The organism is Aeribacillus sp. FSL M8-0235 (genome assembly GCF_038000355.1).
Lineage (GTDB): Bacteria > Bacillota > Bacilli > Bacillales > Aeribacillaceae > Aeribacillus > Aeribacillus composti.
In genome coordinates, this window is the sequence record NZ_JBBOBW010000001.1 from 3,647,255 (window position 1) to 3,665,555 (window position 18,301).

The 18,301-nt window shown below is 39.6% G+C and carries 17 protein-coding genes and 1 riboswitch; of the genes, 7 read left to right on the forward strand and 10 right to left on the reverse strand.

The features are described 5' to 3' along the window. Positions 1-187: 187 nt before the first annotated feature. Positions 188-1,018, reverse strand: a complete 831-nt coding sequence (locus NSQ71_RS17725) for a glycerophosphodiester phosphodiesterase (protein ID WP_339198053.1) — start codon at positions 1,016-1,018, stop codon at positions 188-190. Between the two features lie 294 nt (positions 1,019-1,312). Between NSQ71_RS17725 and NSQ71_RS17730 the strand changes: the two genes are divergently transcribed. Further along, the gene (locus tag NSQ71_RS17730; protein ID WP_340734345.1) at positions 1,313-1,594 is read left to right on the forward strand and encodes a biotin/lipoyl-binding protein; all 282 of its coding nucleotides are present in this window, start codon (positions 1,313-1,315) and stop codon (positions 1,592-1,594) included. A 41-nt stretch (positions 1,595-1,635) separates the two neighbouring features. Here NSQ71_RS17730 and NSQ71_RS17735 read toward each other — a convergent pair whose 3' ends face one another. From NSQ71_RS17735 to nfsA, 6 genes are all read right to left on the reverse strand, one after another. Continuing rightward, positions 1,636-2,337 (reverse strand): TrmH family RNA methyltransferase, encoded by a 702-nt coding sequence (locus NSQ71_RS17735; RefSeq protein WP_327856162.1) that lies wholly within the window; start codon positions 2,335-2,337, stop codon positions 1,636-1,638. A 493-nt stretch (positions 2,338-2,830) separates the two neighbouring features. After that, positions 2,831-3,136 carry a cytochrome aa3 quinol oxidase subunit IV gene (gene qoxD, locus NSQ71_RS17740; protein WP_130156413.1) on the reverse strand — a complete coding sequence of 102 codons (306 nt, stop codon included), beginning with the start codon at positions 3,134-3,136 and terminating at the stop codon, positions 2,831-2,833. A 1-nt stretch (position 3,137) separates the two neighbouring features. Continuing rightward, positions 3,138-3,752, reverse strand: coding sequence for a cytochrome aa3 quinol oxidase subunit III (gene qoxC / locus NSQ71_RS17745; RefSeq protein ID WP_144597610.1), 615 nt, complete (start codon positions 3,750-3,752; stop codon positions 3,138-3,140). 1 nt (position 3,753) lies between these two features. Next, positions 3,754-5,694, reverse strand: coding sequence for a cytochrome aa3 quinol oxidase subunit I (qoxB, locus tag NSQ71_RS17750; protein WP_144597612.1), 1,941 nt, complete (start codon positions 5,692-5,694; stop codon positions 3,754-3,756). Positions 5,695-5,717: 23 nt separating this feature from the next. Continuing rightward, a complete protein-coding gene (gene qoxA / locus NSQ71_RS17755) occupies positions 5,718-6,683 on the reverse strand; it encodes a cytochrome aa3 quinol oxidase subunit II (RefSeq protein WP_063389080.1) in 966 nt (321 codons plus the stop codon). A 487-nt stretch (positions 6,684-7,170) separates the two neighbouring features. Beyond that, positions 7,171-7,920, reverse strand: coding sequence for an oxygen-insensitive NADPH nitroreductase (gene nfsA / locus NSQ71_RS17760; protein WP_117016915.1), 750 nt, complete (start codon positions 7,918-7,920; stop codon positions 7,171-7,173). Positions 7,921-8,318: 398 nt separating this feature from the next. Further along, a riboswitch (cobalamin riboswitch) is annotated at positions 8,319-8,517 on the forward strand. Positions 8,518-8,658: 141 nt separating this feature from the next. Between nfsA and metE the strand changes: the two genes are divergently transcribed. Continuing rightward, entirely contained in the window at positions 8,659-10,956 is a 2,298-nt protein-coding gene (gene metE / locus NSQ71_RS17765) for a 5-methyltetrahydropteroyltriglutamate--homocysteine S-methyltransferase (RefSeq protein ID WP_340734346.1), read from the forward strand. Between the two features lie 199 nt (positions 10,957-11,155). On the opposite strand, the gene thiE is transcribed toward metE, so the two are convergent. Further along, positions 11,156-11,806, reverse strand: a complete 651-nt coding sequence (thiE, locus tag NSQ71_RS17770) for a thiamine phosphate synthase (RefSeq protein WP_063389082.1) — start codon at positions 11,804-11,806, stop codon at positions 11,156-11,158. 16 nt (positions 11,807-11,822) lie between these two features. Next, entirely contained in the window at positions 11,823-12,629 is an 807-nt protein-coding gene (gene thiM, locus NSQ71_RS17775) for a hydroxyethylthiazole kinase (protein ID WP_327863460.1), read from the reverse strand. Between the two features lie 421 nt (positions 12,630-13,050). On the opposite strand from thiM, the gene NSQ71_RS17780 reads away from it, so the two are divergent. Genes NSQ71_RS17780 through NSQ71_RS17790 form a run of 3 tightly spaced genes read left to right on the forward strand, consistent with a single transcriptional unit; the run spans position 13,051 to position 15,305 of the window. After that, a complete protein-coding gene (locus tag NSQ71_RS17780; RefSeq protein WP_117016876.1) occupies positions 13,051-13,872 on the forward strand; it encodes a basic amino acid ABC transporter substrate-binding protein in 822 nt (273 codons plus the stop codon). A gap of 57 nt (positions 13,873-13,929) precedes the next feature. After that, positions 13,930-14,586, forward strand: coding sequence for an amino acid ABC transporter permease (locus NSQ71_RS17785; protein ID WP_063389085.1), 657 nt, complete (start codon positions 13,930-13,932; stop codon positions 14,584-14,586). Beyond that, a complete protein-coding gene (locus NSQ71_RS17790; protein WP_063389086.1) occupies positions 14,583-15,305 on the forward strand; it encodes an amino acid ABC transporter ATP-binding protein in 723 nt (240 codons plus the stop codon). Before NSQ71_RS17785 ends, NSQ71_RS17790 begins: the two co-directional genes overlap by 4 nt. 414 nt (positions 15,306-15,719) lie before the next feature. Here NSQ71_RS17790 and NSQ71_RS17795 read toward each other — a convergent pair whose 3' ends face one another. Then, entirely contained in the window at positions 15,720-16,019 is a 300-nt protein-coding gene (locus NSQ71_RS17795; RefSeq protein WP_063389087.1) for a hypothetical protein, read from the reverse strand. Positions 16,020-16,201: 182 nt separating this feature from the next. Between NSQ71_RS17795 and NSQ71_RS17800 the strand changes: the two genes are divergently transcribed. Both NSQ71_RS17800 and NSQ71_RS17805 read left to right on the forward strand, forming a co-directional pair. Next, on the forward strand, positions 16,202-16,987 hold the full coding sequence (locus NSQ71_RS17800) for an HAD family hydrolase (protein WP_066251396.1): 786 nt from the start codon (positions 16,202-16,204) through the stop codon (positions 16,985-16,987). 595 nt (positions 16,988-17,582) lie between these two features. Beyond that, on the forward strand, positions 17,583-18,236 hold the full coding sequence (locus NSQ71_RS17805) for an HAD family hydrolase (RefSeq protein WP_340734347.1): 654 nt from the start codon (positions 17,583-17,585) through the stop codon (positions 18,234-18,236). Positions 18,237-18,301 lie beyond the last annotated feature (65 nt).

Sequence of the window (18,301 nt, forward strand, 5' to 3'; positions counted from 1 at the left end):
CCTTTCAGAGCGGGCATCCCCTTCAAGCTTCCTTGCAATCTATCAGATCTTTCTAACGGGCTTAATCGTTGAAACAAATCTCAAGGACGAATCTCCATTATATTATGAAAGCACTAACCGTATTGTACTCCTTTCTATACCGTCATTCAATATTTGCCAAAATTAGTGTCCATTTTAAAAGCCGAAATTACCTAATCCTGCTTCTTTTACTATGAGAGGGTGATTTTGGCAAATTTGTCAAATAATCGGGATAATCCGTAATAATTCCATCGACATTCATGGCCATCAAATGTTGAATATCGTGTATATCTCTAGCTGTATAAGGCATAATTTTCATGCCGCTCTGATGAATCATATAAACTAATTTAGGGGTTACAAGCGCTTTATTCGGATTGATATATGTCGCAAATGCTGCATATTGCTGTAAATGCTCCTCCGTAATAGCGCCATGTCTATATCCGATGAGCACTCCAAGAGAAATCGACGGCAAGACACTGTGGAATTCCTGTAAAAAAGCGGTATCAAAGGATTGAACGACCACATTCAGTTGCTGATCCCCTTTTTCGATCAGTTCTTTTGCCAACCTCTCTACAATGCCGAACTGCTTTTTCGGTTCTTTGACTTCTATTAAAAAATTGATCTTCCCCCTGTATTTCTTAAGGACATCGCATAAAAGCGGTATTTTTTCTCCGGAAAATTTTCGATGAAACCAGGCTCCAGCATCAAATTGTTTTAGTTCTTCATATGTGAAATTTTTAACTAAACCTGACCCGTTTGTTGTACGATCAATCGTTTCATCATGAATAACGGCGAGCAACCCGTCTTTCGTCATCCGTACATCCAATTCTAAATAATCCGCCTTCATGTCAATAGCGAGATCAAAAGCTGCAAATGTGTTTTCCGGAGCATATCCAGATGCTCCCCGATGTGCGACGGCAATTGTTTTGTTGGGCTCTTTTTGAAAATGAAATATTTTATAAAAAAAGCGGTGAACATAATAACGAACATAATCAAGCATGCATAACCATCCCCGTTTTTTTTGGATTTATACTAAATAATAATCACTTACATTAATTTATAACATTTTTTTTACAATTTTATTTTTCTTTTGCAGGATATTTCGTTTTGGAATAGAATAGTATTTAGAATATAAAAAAATTTTTAATTAGCGCATCTTACAACACACCATTGTTTCCAGCCTGCACCTCATGATGAGAAGTTTTGGCCAAATCTCCTCTTCATAACACCCATTTCGCTTTTGTCCCGGATTATGTCCTATGCAAAAAATCTTAAGTTCAAGGAGAGTGATGGAATGATTAGAAAAGACGTGATGACAAAAACATGGGGAAATAAAGAAATTGTGACAAGTCCGTTTTATGGTGTCATAAAAAAAATTATGACCGAAGCAAAAAACCGGATTTATGAATGGGAACCGTTGTTTACCATTCAAACGGATGAGGGTACTCTTGTCCAAATCAGCGTCGGTATTGGAGGAATCATTGACAAGCTGTTCGTCAAAGAGGGAGATCGGGTTATTCCTGGAGCAGTCTTAGCATACATTGATGGAGATTTAATAGTCAGTGGCAGCGATTAAGAATTAGGACCCCTAAGAAGAAAAAAGGGGTCCAGTAATAGCTACTTGTATTGAGCAACAATTTTTCTCAATCGGTTATTTAACGACTTAAGCATCCAATCCCGAAAGATCTCCTGTTTTTCTTCCAATGTTAAATAATACTCGGCGCCAGCTCTCCCCTTTGCAAGATCCGTTATATGTTTAATTGACAAGGCAGCAGCAACGGAAATGTTTAAGCTTTGCACAAATCCTTTCATAGGAATTACAAACGTTCTGTCAGCCATGTCAACCGCCTCTTTTGAAACACCGCTATGTTCATTTCCAAAAACAAGGACAGTCGGTCTGCTTACATCAAGCTTTTCAAGAGGAACAGCCTGTTCACTCAAATGGCTAACATATATTTGATATCCTTTCTTTTTTAATTGACTGATGGCTGCACTAATATCTGATTGATAATCAATTGTCAGCCATTTGTCTGCACTTTTCGTCACCAATTCATTAGGGGCAAAAGGCGCTCTTCCGGTTACAACCGTTACATTCTGCACGCCAAAAGCTTCAGCAGAACGAAGAACAGCCGCTTGATTATGGCCGTCATCCACCGCTTCCAACAATATGGATACGTAACGAGTCCGTTCCTTCAATACCTCATATAAACGATTCAGCCTTTCCGGCACAATCATATCAAGAATTTGGCGATCCTCATCATTTACAATCTTCTCTTTCAGCAATAATTCCACAATATTATTTTCTTTATTAACATTCACATCCCTTTACCTCCTTGAAAGCACGTGCGGGCAAGAAGATCGAACGTTCTCATTTATTATACGTCTTCTCCAAAAAAAATCTACCTCCTATAGCTGGACACGTTATAGATCAGGTTAAATATAAACAGTTTATCCACATTATCTTTGTACTGTTTCGTTCGTACTCATTGGGCAAAAACAACAAAGTATACAAAGAAGCTTTGCGGAAATTCTCTTCTTTTAAAAAACAAATGTTTATATATCAACGGATATTCACAGGAAATCCCCCTACTATAAACAGCTTTTACACATATTTTATCCACATATCCACATTAGCTATCCACATTTCGTATTGGCACATTTGTTCCCTACTACATATATGATTAAATAATTCACATTTGTTGATAAACTTATCCACTTACGCACAGTTTACAAACAGAAAACACTCAATTGCTTGTTTTGAACAAAAAAATCCCGAAAAGTGGTCTCGTAACCCTTTTTCGGGACGCTTATGTTAATAGTGATGTTGATGGCCCAAGGACATAACCCATATAGACCCTGCAACAATGACAATTGCGATATAGATCCCGTAATAAATCATTGTTGCCTGCCAAGAACCGCTTTCTCCTTCTTTCATATGCATGAACAGCAAAAGCTGAATAAACGCTTGGCAAAATGCTAAAACGACAATTAATGTAATAATCGTATTTGTCGGCAGATCGGTTGAAAATGCAATCCACACCGCCAATAACGTCAATATTATGGACAACAAAAACCCGAAGACATGCTTCCAAGGAAATCCTTTTTCGTTTTGTGCCAAGTTAACTCACCATCCCTGTCAAATAGACGAGTGTGAAGAGGAAAATCCAAACGACATCAAGGAAATGCCAATATAGACTTGAAATAAACACTTTTCTTGCCGTATCCGCGTTAAGACCTCTTTTCAGCACCTGCAAAATGATAATCAAAATCCAAAATATCCCGATCGTGACATGAAGCCCGTGCGTTCCAACAAGAGTGAAGAAGGATGAAAGGAACGCGCTTGTTTGCATTGTTGCACCTTCATGAACAGCATACAAAATAAACTCTTCTATTTCAAAGTACAAAAAACCGATTCCCAACAATATCGTAACAATCAGCCAGCCGATCATACCGGCTTGCTTGCCTCTTCGCATTTCATAAACGGCAAGACCGCAAGTGAAGCTGCTTGTAAGCAGAAGAAAAGTTTCAATCAAAACTGTTTTCAACTCATACAATTCCTCGGGACCTGGTCCGCCCGCTGTTCTGGAGACGAGCACAAGATACGTAGCAAAGAGGGTGGCAAACAGGGCAAGCTCTGCCCCGAGAAAAATCCAAAAACCTAAAATATTTAATTGATTTTGTTTCGTTGAATACTCAAGTGGAAGATTCGATTGTTTTGGAGCAATTTCCGACATGTTACTCCCTCCCTGCTTCCGTCTGTTTAATTTCTTCGACCGGCACATAGTATCCATCATCATATTCAAAAGAGCGCAAAATCATGCAGATGATAACGCCGATCAATCCGATGATCGCAACCGGCATCCATTCGAAAACTAAACCGAATCCGGCTATAAAGAAGAAGATCGACATGATGAAAGGCCGCCCCGAATTTGATGGCATATGGATTGGTTTATATTCCGGCTTCTCTTCTTCTTTTCCTTCTTTCCGTTCCTTCTTCATCATCCACCAAGCGTCAAGACCTTTTACCTGCGGTGTTACGGCAAAGTTGTAATGCGGTGCAGGCGACGGAATAGACCATTCCAGCGTTCGGCCATCCCAAGGATCTCCCGTGAGGTCACGCTCGCCTTTAAAGTACGTGTACACAACATTAATACACAGGAAGATAAAGCCGATTCCCATCATAACTGCGCCAATAGTCGAAATGACGTTTAATTCCGTCCAGCCGGCATCTGCCGGATATGTGTAAATTCTTCTTGGCATGCCCATAAATCCTAAAACATATTGCGGCAAGAAACATACATTAAAGCCAAGGACGAAAAACCAGAACGTAATTTTGCCGAGCTTTTCATTTAAAATGACGCCAAACATTTTCGGATACCAATAATGAAGCGCTGCAAAGACAGCAAAGACCGTACCGCAAATTAACGTATTATGGAAATGGGCCACAAGGAAATACGTATTATGATATTGGTAATCGGCCGCAGCCATCGAAAGCATCACACCTGTAACCCCGCCGATGACGAAAGTTGGAATAAACGCCAAAGACCATAGCATCGCAGATGTGAATTTGATTCGACCTTTATATAAAGTGAAGAGCCAGTTAAAGATTTTTACCCCTGTCGGTATGGCTATCGCCATCGTCGATACAGAGAAAAATGCATTAACCGGGGCTCCTGAACCCATTGTGAAAAAGTGGTGCACCCAAACGAGCATACTTAATACAGAAATCGCCACCATGGACCAAACCATGGCTGTATAACCGAAAAGACGTTTTCTTGCAAACGTTGAGACAACTTCTGAAAAAACCCCAAAAGCTGGCAAAATGGCAATATACACTTCCGGGTGCCCCCAAATCCAGAACAGGTTCGCCCAATGCATTGGCACTCCATCGCCTGAAAGCGTAAAAAAGTGAGTGCCAAATATTCTGTCCAATGTCATTAATGCTAAAGCAACCGTCAATACCGGAAAAGCGAAAACAACCAATATAGACGTAATAAGTGTTGCCCATGTAAACATCGGCATGCGCATTAAAGTCATTCCAGGAGCTCTCATTTTTAGAATCGTTACAATGAAATTAATACCGGAAATTAATGAACCGATCCCTGAAATTTGCAATCCTAATAAATAATAATTTTGGCCCGGCCCCGGGCTGAGTTCATTTCCGGCAAGAGGCATGTATGCCGTCCACCCTGCATCCGGTGAGCCGCCGATCACAAATGAAATGTTGAACAGCAAGGCGCCAAAGAAAAACGTCCAGAAGCTGAGTGCATTCAAATACGGGAACGCCACATCTCTAGCTCCAATTTGGAGAGGAACTGCAATGTTCATGATCCCGAATATGAACGGCATTGCCATAAATAAAATCATAATGGTTCCATGTGTAGTGAAAATTTCATTATAATGCTGTGAATCTAAAAACGTATTATTTGGCACTGTCAATTGGGCGCGCATTAAAAGTGCGTCTACGCCCCCTCGGAATAGCATTAATACGGCGGAAATAATATACATAATCCCTATTTTTTTATGGTCAACAGTCGTTAGCCACTCTTTCCACAGCCATTTCCATTTTTTAAAATAGGTTAATACAAAAACAATACCAATAATTGTTAATACAATGGCTGCATCCGCCATATATATAAGGGGTTCGCCGGTAACGAAAAATTCATCCCATTTCACAGCACGTTCCTCCTTCCTTCCGATTAATGTCCTTCGTGCTGATGGCTTTCATGTTCACGATTATCATGATGATCAGATTCAACTTCCTCCAATTTTATGGTACCGTGCTTTTCTTTTGCAGGGATATTGTCTAAATGCTCACCTGGTTTCGCAAAATCAACCCACGCCAAATGTGTTCCAGAAAAAGTCAATTTATCTTTTAAAACTCCGACTTGGATGATTTCGTTAAATTGTTTTTTCGTCAGCAATGGAGCTGATGCTTGTGTTTCTTTCACCCATTTATAAAAATCTTCTTTTTCCATTGCGTTCACATCAAATGTTTGATGGGCAAATCCTTCTCCTGTAAAGTTTGAATTCCGCCCTTTAAACGTCCCGACATGATCAGCCTGCAAATAAAGAGTCATTCCCATTCCAGCCATATTATATTTTTGTCCGCCCAACTCTGGAATCCATAAAGCGCTCATCCCGCCGACAGCTGTCAATTTAAATTCAACTGGAACATCTTTTGGAATGTTGACATAATTGACTGTTTCAATATTTTCCTCTGGATAGCTGAAAATCCATTTCCAATCGGCTGCTGTCGCATGAATGACAATTGGTTCAACTCCTCTAGATTCCTTCGGCGGTTTTTCAAGCTCAAAAGTCGCCTTAACCGTTGGTATCGCCAATGCAATGACAATCAACACAGGAATAGCTGTCCAAATGATTTCCAGAAGTGTATTTCCGTGCTGGTCAGGAGGCTCATAATCAAGATTTTCCGGTCTCTCCCTGTATTTCCATAAAATAACTGCAAATAGCACAAAGATGACAACAATAATAAACAGCATAAACCAAATTGACCAAAGGATTAAATCCTTTTGAACCTCTGCAACAGGTCCTTTCGGATTTAATAAAACAAAGCGTTCACTGCAACCTGTCAACAAAAAAAGCAATGACAGTGGTAAAACCTTCATAAACAAGTTCAACCATTTTTGTTGTTGTGCCGGCATTTTCAATCCCTCTCAAATCAGAAATGTTTTAAATTTTCATAAAAAACCGACTTAATCGATTCAAAAAATAATTGAGTTGTAAATGAACTTTATCACATTTTTATCGAAATAAACTTTAATTCAAAAAACAGTCAAGAAACGATAAATTTTTTGTAAAATTTTTGCCATGAATCTGACACAATATAGAGAAATTCCGTTTTTTCAGGGAATCTTCTCTATATTTTCCAAATAAAAGCTGATGGGAATGTATTTTCGAGGGATGTACATGAAGAAGCTGAAAAATGACGTTTTCATCTGTTTTCTTGAACCGATGTATCATTCTAAATTTGCCAAGTGAGGAAATAAGCAAAATGAGTTAGCAGCCGAGTCAGGGGAAAAATAAACAAATTCATGCTGAAAGGAAGAGTTCGGATAAATGACTTACATACAATTTTCTGTTCAAAAATAAAGCTCCTATCTTCATAAAATCGAGATAGGAGCTGAAGCTTTAGTTTAAATTCAATCCTTTTTTCTGAACAAATTGCTTCATGTACATTCTTGTCGGATTCGAAAGCATGCGAGCCATTTGACCAGTCCAAGTATCTTTGCGAATCCCGTTTGTTCGCTGATCATAATAATTGGATACTATTTCATTATATTGTTCAAGCTCGCGCACATATGCTTCTTGATCTTGCTTATATTCTTCCTCATGATAAATATGCTCAAAAGGTATTCTTGGTTTTTTCGCCGTTTCTTTTGCAGGGTAGCCGACAGTTAATGCAAAAAGAGGGATGACCTTGTTTGGAATTTTCAACAGCTTCGATACTTCTTCTAAATTATTGCGGATGCCTCCGATGTAGCAAATGCCGAGTCCCATTGACTCAGCCGCTAACGCAGCATTTTGAGCGGCCAGTGCAGCATCAATGAGAGCTACCATAAATTTTTCAGTGCTCCTCAATGAATCTTCTACATTTTTGCCTTCCATTTCACCAATGACTTCATGACGGTGCAAATCAGCGCAAAAAATAAATAAATGTCCGCTCTTCTCTACGTAAGCTTGGTTTCCTGCCAGTTCAGCGAGCTTTTTTTTCGTTTGTATATTTTTCACCCCGATAATGGAATAGGCTTGCATGTAACTTGAAGTTGAAGCGGCTTGGGCGCATTCGACAATTAATCGGATTTGCTCATCTGTCAAAGGCCGATCCTCAAAATGACGAACGGAACGGTGATTTAAAATGGTTTTGATAATGTCGTTCAACATAATCATCCTTTCTATAATCCCACTTATTTTTTGAAAAATCACACTTCTTCCAATCCAAGTATTAACATGAAAATGCTGCTCGTTCAAATGATTCGTATTGAAAAATACGTTTTTTATAGCTCCTTTTTCAGTGAAGGCTCCAAGCACCTAATTTTACCATCGTATCTCAAACTATTCACTGCAACGATCCTGTATTGTAAACAACAAAATTTTTCGAATTTACGTTATTAGAAAAATTAAATTTTAAAAACGACCCTCTAAACATTTCACAATTTGTATGTGAATTCCTGCTTCTGTCCATTGATTTCCCAAAATAGGGCAGCACTTTTCTGAACCTAAAAAATAGGGATTGAAAAAACAAAAAAAATCATCTATTCTGATAATTATAGTTTCATATAGTGTTCCAAGCAGCAGGTGCGTCATATTTCATCAGCAATATGCGCTTAAAAGGGAAGATTGGTGAAATTCCAACACGGTCGCGCCACTGTGATGGGGAGCTTTCGGCCAACATCCACTGTTTCAATTTTGAAATGGGAAGGAGGATCGAAAGCGATGATCCTAAGTCAGGAGACCTGCCTGTTGTATGCACTGCCACCTACGCGTCATAGGGAGGAGTGATGAAGCCATGTTGAGATTTAAGCCCTACATGTATCTCAACACGAGTTAGAGTCCACAATTCCCTCTTTTACGCGTAAAAAGAGGGTTTTTTTTATTATGTGTTGAGATACAAATCAAATGGGGGTGTCAATATTGACATTAATTAGTTCAAATCTTGGCTATCCAAGAATTGGTGAAAGAAGAGAATGGAAAAGAGCGCTGGAATCATTTTGGAACGGAAACATTTCAGAAAGCAGCTTGGAGGAAACATTAAAAGATATACGTCTTCTCAATCTGAAAAAACAGAAGGAAAAAGGAATAGACCTGATTCCTGTCGGAGATTTTTCATTATATGACCATGTCCTCGATACTGCATTTATGTTTGGGTATATTCCTTCTAGATTCCAGCATATGGAGCCGACTTCATTAAAAACATATTTTGCAATGGCTAGAGGCTCTGATGAAGCAGAAGCAATGGAAATGACCAAATGGTTCAACACAAACTACCATTATATTGTTCCGGAGCTTGAAAATAAAACGCCGGCGTTAGTAAAGAACCGTCTGCTTGAACTTTTTCAGGAAGCGAAAAACGAGCTGAATATTGAAGCAAAACCGGTTTTGCTAGGTCCAATTACTTTTTTAAAGCTGGCAAAACAATACGATCAACACGATTTTCATAAACATTTGTCTGCTTTAATTCCTGTTTACGTCCAATTGTTGACGGAACTTGCTCAGGCCGGTGCGAAATGGGTGCAAATTGATGAGCCGATTCTTGTACAGGAGCTGGATGATTCATCGATTCCTTTGTTTAAAGAGGTATACGATGCTTTCCACAAAGCGCTTCCTTCGTTAAATATTATTTTGCAAACATACTTTGAAAGTATAACCCATTATCAAGAAATTGTGTCTCTTCCTGTCGCTGCAATTGGCCTGGACTTTGTACATGATCATGGCGTCAATCTGTCGAACATCAAAACGTTCGGCTTTCCGAAAGACAAAATTCTCGCAGCTGGTTTGATCGACGGCCGCAACATTTGGAAAGCATCCTTAGTATCAAAAGCTAAGGAAATCGATGATCTTGCACAATATGTAGATATTGATAGATTGATCATTCAGCCTTCATGCAGCTTGCTTCATGTACCTGTTACAGTTCAAAACGAACAGAGCTTGCCGTCCATATTGAAAAATGCTCTTTCCTTTGCTGATGAAAAATTGGATGAAGTAAATGAACTCGCTCAATATGCAAAAGGGAAAAGAACGATCGATGATTTAAAACAACATGACCGCTCTTATACGGATTTTATCCATTCTTCCTTTCGGACAAATGAGAAGGTTCAAGAGGCTACCAAAAATATCGGAGCATATCCAACGAAACGCTTGGATTATACCGAACGGCAAAAACTGCATAAAAAAAGATGGAATCTGCCGATTTTACCAACTACTACGATCGGAAGCTTTCCGCAGACGAAAGAAATCCGGCAAATCCGCTTAAAATGGCGGAAAGGCGAATATACAAACAAGCAGTATGAATCGGTCATCAATAATGAAATAAAAAAATGGATTGACATTCAAGAGCAGCTCGGTTTAGACGTATTCGTCCATGGGGAATTTGAACGGACCGATATGGTCGAATTTTTCGGGGAAAAATTAAATGGAATTGCTGTTACGAATAACGGCTGGGTGCAATCATACGGGTCACGATGCGTGAGACCGCCGATTATTTACGGAGATGTAGCATTTGATCAGCCGATGACCGTAAAAGAAAGCGTATATGCACAATCATTGACAAGCAAGCCTGTTAAAGGGATGCTGACAGGACCTGTCACGATCCTAAACTGGTCATTTGTGCGCAATGACATCGACCGTATAAGCGTTCTTCGCCAGCTCGCCCTTGCCATTCGCGAAGAAGTGCTAGCTTTAGAGAAAAATGGAATAGGCATGATTCAAGTTGATGAGCCTGCATTACGTGAAGGATTGCCTCTGAAACAATCAAAACAAAAAGAATATATCGAAGGAGCTGCTGAAGCCTTCAAGCTCGCCACCAGCTCTGTTCGCCCGGAAACACAAATCCATACTCATATGTGCTATTCGCAATTTGAAGATATCATGGAGGCAATTGATGACCTTGATGCGGATGTCATTTCAATTGAATCTTCCCGAAGCCATGGAGAGCTTGTTCATGCTTTTGAAACGTATCAATATAAAAGAGAGATTGGCTTAGGCGTATATGACATTCACAGCCCGCGAATTCCATCCGTTGAAGAAATGGCAAAAAATATCGACCGCGCCTTAGCAGTGCTTGACGTGCGCCAGTTTTGGGTTAACCCTGACTGCGGCCTAAAAACAAGATCAGTGGATGAAACGATTAGTGCTTTAAAAGTCATGGTCGAAGCTGCGAAAACCTATCGAGAAAAAATAACTGCTGCACAAATTTAAGAAAAGTGTAGGCCGATTCTCTCAGCAGTCAAATCCCGATAAAACCGGCAGAAATGTCAGTCTCTATACTTTCATTTAAAAAAGGAGCCTTGCCGCTCCTTTTTTACGTTTATAAAAGAACTCCCCTTTCGCCGACTTTCAAAAGCCGAACCTATATGTAAATATTTTATATCCACAAAATCTTATTGAAAAAAATGTTTCACATCGTTGCTTTCTTCAGTTGAGCTGCACTTTCCTTAACATCATCCGCTAGACAAATGGCAGAAATGACGGAGATGCCGTCTGCTCCGCTAGCGATCACCTGACCGGCGTTGGCGATGTTGATCCCGCCAATTCCGACAATAGGGATGTCGATCCCTTGTTTGCGCATGCTTTCAATCAATTTTGGACCTTGTGGCTTTTTTGCATCCTCTTTCGTGTTTGTAGAAAAGATTGGCCCCACACCGATATAATCAGCGCCTTGGACAACCGCCTTTTGCGCCTCTTCAATTGTATGTGCAGAAACGCCTAAAATTTTGTCACCGATTTTTTTCCGGACAAGATCAGCCGGTTCATCCTCTTGCCCGATATGAACGCCGTCTGCATCTAGTTCAATAGCCAGATCAACGTCATCGTTGACAATAAACGGAATGTGATGTTTTTGGCAAATAGCCTGCAGCTCTTTTCCGAGCCGCCATTTTTCTTCGCCTGTTAAAGCCCTCGCACCTTTTTCACGGTATTGAAAAAGCGTAATTCCGCCCGCAATCGCCTCTTCAAGGACATCAGCAGGCTTCCTTTTGCAGTTTACACTGCCCATAATAAAATACACCTTTAGCAGCTCCCGCATTTTATTTGCCGACACTCGCGCCATGTTTATCACCTTTGCTTTATTTTTTTATAAAAGACCCTTTTTTCAGCAACTCGTCTCCTGTCACCTTTGCCAGCTGGTTCAATAATTCGATTTGAAAGCTTCCAGGACCTTTTTCTTCCGTTAAATCAAATGCGATTTCTGCAGCGACCCCATAAGTGACGAGGCTGGCTACTGAAGCAGCAAGAAAGTCCTTTTCAACGGCTGAAAAAGCACCGATAATGGAGGTCAATAAACAGCCTGTTCCGGTAACTTTTGTTAAAATTGGATGGCCGTTTTGAATCAAATACGTTGTCTTCCCATCCGTTGCCACGTCTTCTTTTCCGGTAATGACTGCAACTGTATTCAGCTCTTCGGCCGCTTTTTTGGCCAGCGAAACAGGATCAGCAGCTGAATCCGCCGCATCCACCCCTTTCATTGCAAGCTTTTCACCTATCACATTGGCAATCTCAGGTGCATTCCCGCGAATAACTGAGATGCGAACCTCCTTTAATATTTCCCGAACAGCTTCCGTCCGGTAAGGGGTGGCGCCCGCACCGACAGGATCTAAAATGACTGGAACCCCGTGTTCATTCGCTGATTTTCCTGCAATAATCATTGCTTCGATTACTTCAGGAGATAATGTGCCAATATTTAAAACGAGCGCGCCGGATATTTTCGCCATATCCGCAACCTCTTCCTTTGCATACGCCATAACCGGAGAAGCGCCGATCGCCAGCAAACCGTTTGCTGTAAAGTTGGTGACGACGACATTCGTAATGTTGTGGACGAGAGGATTTTGGGCGCGAACCTTTTCTAGCGCCAAAATCAATTGTTCTTTATTCATTTTCTCACTCCTTCTAGAAAGCTAAAGCATCTTGTCCAAGCTGCAAAGCGCATCATGTATTGGAAATTATTCCAACAACTTCCGTAATTCCCCAACAAATTTGAACGATAAGACAGAAGAATTTGTATTTTCAGGTTGGTGCCAAAAGTTCTGCACCTGCTTTTTTATGATAATTTCTGCCAATCATTATACTCTCTTTTTATTTACAATCCAAATTTTCGTCTTCTTCATGAAAAATTTGCTCTTTATCCGCCTGCAATTGTTCATTTTAACATGACACTTTTTATGATATAATTTCAAATAAAACAATCATTTCGAATCAATATGCATGTTATTGAAAGAATATACATCTTTCATTTATAATAGACCAGTGAATGTCGAAACGAATTTTATTCTTTGATTCATTTATAAGGAGGTACTTATGAAAAAATATTTTAGCAAAATAATTGCACTTGCTGTTTTCACAAGCCTAATGCTTATACTTTCAGCATGCGGTGCAGGAGGTTCTGAAGGCGATAAAGGAGAAAGCAGTGAGAAGAAAGAAACGTTAAAGGTTGTTACAAACGCAGCATACGCTCCGTTTGAATATATCGACAAAGGTAAAGTTGTCGGCTTTGATATTGATTTCATAAACGCTGTGGCTAAAGAGGCCGGTTATAAAGTAGACATTAAACATACCGGATGGGATCCAATGTTTGCTGAAGTTCAAAGAAAACAAGCTGACTTGGCAGCTTCCTCTGTGTCCATTACTGAAGACAGAAAGCAAACATACGATTTTTCTGTTCCGTATTTTGAATCAACTCTTATGATTTTAGTTCCTGAAGACAGCGATATTCAAAATGCGCTTGATCTGAAAGGCAAAAAAGTTGCTGTCCAAAACGGAACAACCGGTCAGACAGCCGCTGAAAAAATACTTGCCGGCGATGGAACGGTTAAAAAATTTGAAGACAACGTCCTCGCGATCATGGAACTTCTGAACGGAGGCGCAGACGCAGTTGTGGCCGATAACGCGGTTGTCAACGAATATATTAAAAATAATCCGGACAAAAAATTGAAAGCAATTAAAGATCCGGAAAATTTCGATTCGGAGTTTTACGGTCTAATGTTCGCGAAAGGAAGCAAATTAAAACCAGAACTTGACAAAGCGATCAATACACTGTTTGAAAACGGAACGTACAGTGAGATTTATAAAAAATGGTTTGGTGTCGAACCAGATATCGATATATTAAAAAATCAGCAATAATTTTAAGCATTCCACAGGTATTTTGCTTGTCCGGAATGCACGCGGGGAGATATATGTATGAATTTTCGTTTTGATCTCATAGCTGAATATGCACCCTTTTTCTTCCAAGGAACGCTTGTAACAATTGGGCTCTCTCTTGGTGCAATCGCCATCGGCACCATTTTGGGTCTTTTTATCGGCATCGGGAAAATTGCTCAAAATAAATTTATTCGCCTGCCCTTTTCATGGTACGTTACATTTTTCAGAGGCACGCCTCTTTTTGTCCAGATGCTGCTCGTTCATTTCGGGCTCGTACCGCTGCTAATCGGTGATACGAATGGAATTATAGCAGCAATTGTTGCACTTTCTTTAAACTCTGCCGCCTACATTGCAGAGATATTCCGTGCAGGTATTCAATCGATTGATAAAGGACAGATGGAAGCTGCAAGATCTCTCGGTATGAGCCATAAACAGGCGATGCGCTATGTCATTTTGCCGCAGGCGACGAAACGGATGATTCCGCCTCTTGGCAATGAATTCGTCATTTTAATAAAAGAGTCGTCAATCGCCGCCATCATTGCCACCCCTGAGCTGATGTATTGGGGACGGGCTATGCAGGGGCAATATTATATCGTTTGGGAGCCATACCTCACCGTTGCGCTCATCTATCTTGTTCTGACATTGTCCTTAAGCAAATTATTAAGCTTTGTTGAAAGGAGAACAACAACCGGATGATTCAAGTAAAACATTTAAAGAAAAGCTTTGGGAATCTTGAAGTGTTAAAAGACATCAGTGTAGACATTAAAGAAAAAGAAGTTGTATGCGTCATTGGTCCATCCGGTTCAGGCAAAAGCACGTTTCTTCGCTGTTTAAACAAGCTTGAGGACATTACGGCAGGACAGGTTATCGTGAACGGTCAAGATATTACAAATCCAAACTTGGACATTAATAAAGTTCGCCAAGAGGTTGGAATGGTGTTTCAGCAGTTTAACCTATTTCCGCATAAAACAGTGTTGGAAAATATTACACTTGCTCCGATAAAAGTAAAAGGAGTCTCGGAACAGGAAGCAAACGAAAAAGCTTTGCAGCTGCTGAAAAAAGTGGGATTAAGCGAAAAAGCTTCAAGCTATCCAAGCGAATTATCAGGGGGCCAAAAACAGCGCGTTGCCATTGCCCGCGCTCTTGCAATGAATCCTAAAATCATGCTTTTCGATGAACCTACATCCGCCCTCGATCCAGAAATGGTCGGTGAAGTGTTAACAGTTATGAAAGAATTAGCGGCGGAAGGAATGACGATGGTCGTCGTGACGCATGAAATCGGATTTGCCAAAGAAGTGAGCGATCGAGTGATTTTCATGGACGGCGGATATATTGTAGAGGAAAACACACCTAGCGAGCTTTTTAACAATCCTAAACACGAACGAACAAAAGCTTTTTTAAGCAAAGTGCTGTGAATAAGGCAAGTATCCGGCATGCGGGTTGACTTAAACTCCTTTTCAATCAAATCTCATACGAATTCATTTCGGACAAGCCGAAAAGCTTGTCCTTTATCTTTTTCTCAATGGAGCTTCTCCCCTCTTACGCACTACGCACTCGTTCTTCATATATTATTTGCCATCAGCATCCAAAAGTGTTTGGACGGTAAGCCTTTCGTATATTTCCCAGCCTGAAGTTCCTGCTTGGAAGTACTATTTGAATTGTCGTAGCATCGCGGCTTGTACCAAAGTTGTTCAGTTTTTGAAGACTGACATTTCTCATCTTGGATTAGAAAGCAGAAGGCACAGATGCCGATAACACATCCAATTTTTTTAGGTCAGTAACTTTTTTCTAAAAAAAACAGGGTCTAAGGCCCTGTAAGCAAAAAAACATTAAATTTCATATTTAAACTCACGGTATGCATCGATCAAGAGGAAAATTGCCGTTATGATATGCATCACCATTCCAACAATCGGAATCCATGCAATGCAGGAAGTAATAATTCCTAAAATGCTGCCATGCTTGTTTTTATTTGTTATAATGGCAAAAATCAACGTCACAAGGTGCAGTACAAACATAAACGCCAAAGGCGTCCATAGGAAAGATAATATAATCGTTCCACCTATAACTGGAATTCCGAAAAATGCTTCAAGACCCCCGCTTACCCATTTTAAAATGTTGACTACTGACATATAAATCCACCTCTGTATCCGTTTTTTCAATATACGAATTTGCGAATTGAAATGTTTCAAATATTCTTCAGCCCGGCACAAAAACTATTTTTGCAAGACAATTCATCTTGTTAGAGTTTTCACAATTTTTATTTTATGATAAAATCTTACAACAAAATAAATTTTAACGGGAGTTTATGGAGATGACATATAAACTTTTATTTTTGGACATAGACGGAACAATTTTGACACCGGATGATCAAATTCAAGAATCTACGAAAAGAGCTGTAGCTGCAGTTCAGAAACAAGGTGTAGAGGTCTTTCTGGCAACAGGGAGACCTTTGCATGAAATTTCGCATATCGGCAAAGAGCTGAACGTTCAATCGTTTATTGGCTATAACGGCGCATTTACGGTTTATAGGGGCCGCGAGATTTTAAAAGAGCCGATGAATCCAGATATTGTTCAAAACTTTGTGCATACCGCCAAACACCATGGACATGAGCTCGTCATGTATACAAGAGAAAAAAATGTCCTTAGCTCGTTTGATTCCCCTGCTATGAAAAATTTCATTCAAAAATTTCATTTACAAAAAAATGAGTTGTTTTCATATGATATCATCGATCAAGTTTTAGGAATGACGATATTAAATTTAGCTGATCGCGATGTTTCTCTTTATGAAAAAGACGATCTTATATACTTATCCCAAGTGAATATCGAAGGCCTGGCCCAATGCTACGATGTCATTAGGGAAAAGGTCAATAAGGGCAAAGCTGTCAAAGCAATATTAAATTATCTTGGCGTGCCAAAAGAAAGCGCCATTGCCTTTGGCGATGCCATGAATGATAAAGAGATGCTCTCAATAGTCGGCGAAGGTTTTGCAATGGGGAACGCAGATCCAAACCTTTTGCCATATGCGAAGCACCAAACAACAGACGTAACAAATTCCGGTGTCTATCACGGTTTGAAAAAGCTTGGTCTCGTTGAATAAGTAAGAAGACTGTGTAAATAGTCTTTTCCCTGCCAAATAGACAGTTGTAAAAAAAGATTATGCAAAACTGTGTTTCGGTATTCAGCTGGAGCACAATGCAAAAATTGTTCATGACGTTGTTTTACAGTGAGAAAAATACAACATTTCTATTTTAAGGTAAAAAAGGCCTCGATGCAGCGTGATCCAGGCAGATGTCTTTGCCAGAACGGCTGCCATGTGACCGAGTCCTTCTATTCTGCTTAGACGAATACCAAAAAAGAGAAGACTGGTCTTCCCTCATCTTCAAAACGGAGTGAGTCATCTTTGTTCACATTGGAGAGAAAAAACGGGCGATGAAGGTTTTGCGGCAGGGAGAGGACCGAATTTATTTGACGAAATAAACTGAAAGGTCAGGAAATGTGCTCCTAATTATGAGCGTGAACCGATACAATATATATTCCTTTATCCGCATAAAAAGAAACTATTAGACTATTATTGAAATCATGAGCAATCGATTGGTGTTCAGAATTACTGGAACATACTGAGTTAACTTTATTGCATATAGTTTATGAAGGTGTATTTATTTTATCCTCATGAGTGGAAAGGAGAAAAAGCTTTGATAAAAGCAATTATTTTTGATTTCGACGGTTTAATTATAGACACAGAGACTCCCTGGTTTGAGGCTTATAAAGAAACTTTAGGTTATTATAATGTTGATTTGCCCCTTGAACATTATGTAAAAAGCGTTGGGTCAGATAATACAGTACTTTACGAGTTTTTCAAACAACAATTGGGAGAAAGCTGTAATATTGAGGAAATTGATGCCAAAGCAGAAAGCATTTATAAAGAAAAGATGAAAACACCTCAGGCACGTGAAGGTGTAAAGGATTATTTGCAAGAAGCAAACGATTTAGGATATAAAATTGCTATTGCTTCAAGCTCCACAAGGGAGTGGGTAACTCATTATTTAGATGAACTTGGGGTGTTAAACTATTTTAATACTATTATCACACAGGATGATGTTGAGAAGGTAAAACCGGCACCTGATTTGTATTTAAAAGCAGTTGATGCCTTAAATATCAGCTCAAACGAAGCATTAGTATTTGAAGATTCTTTAAATGGGCTCCAAGCAGCTCTAGCTGCTGGACTGAAATGCGTAATTGTGCCAAATCCAGTAACGGAGTCTTTACCTTTCGAAAATTATGATTTGCGACTTCATTCCATGGCAGAAAAAAGTTTGAGCGATGTCATAAAATTTATTGAACAATAAAGAATTAAAATCTCGTATTAATGCTAAGCTCTATCAAATAATATTTGATAATCCGCTAGATAAAG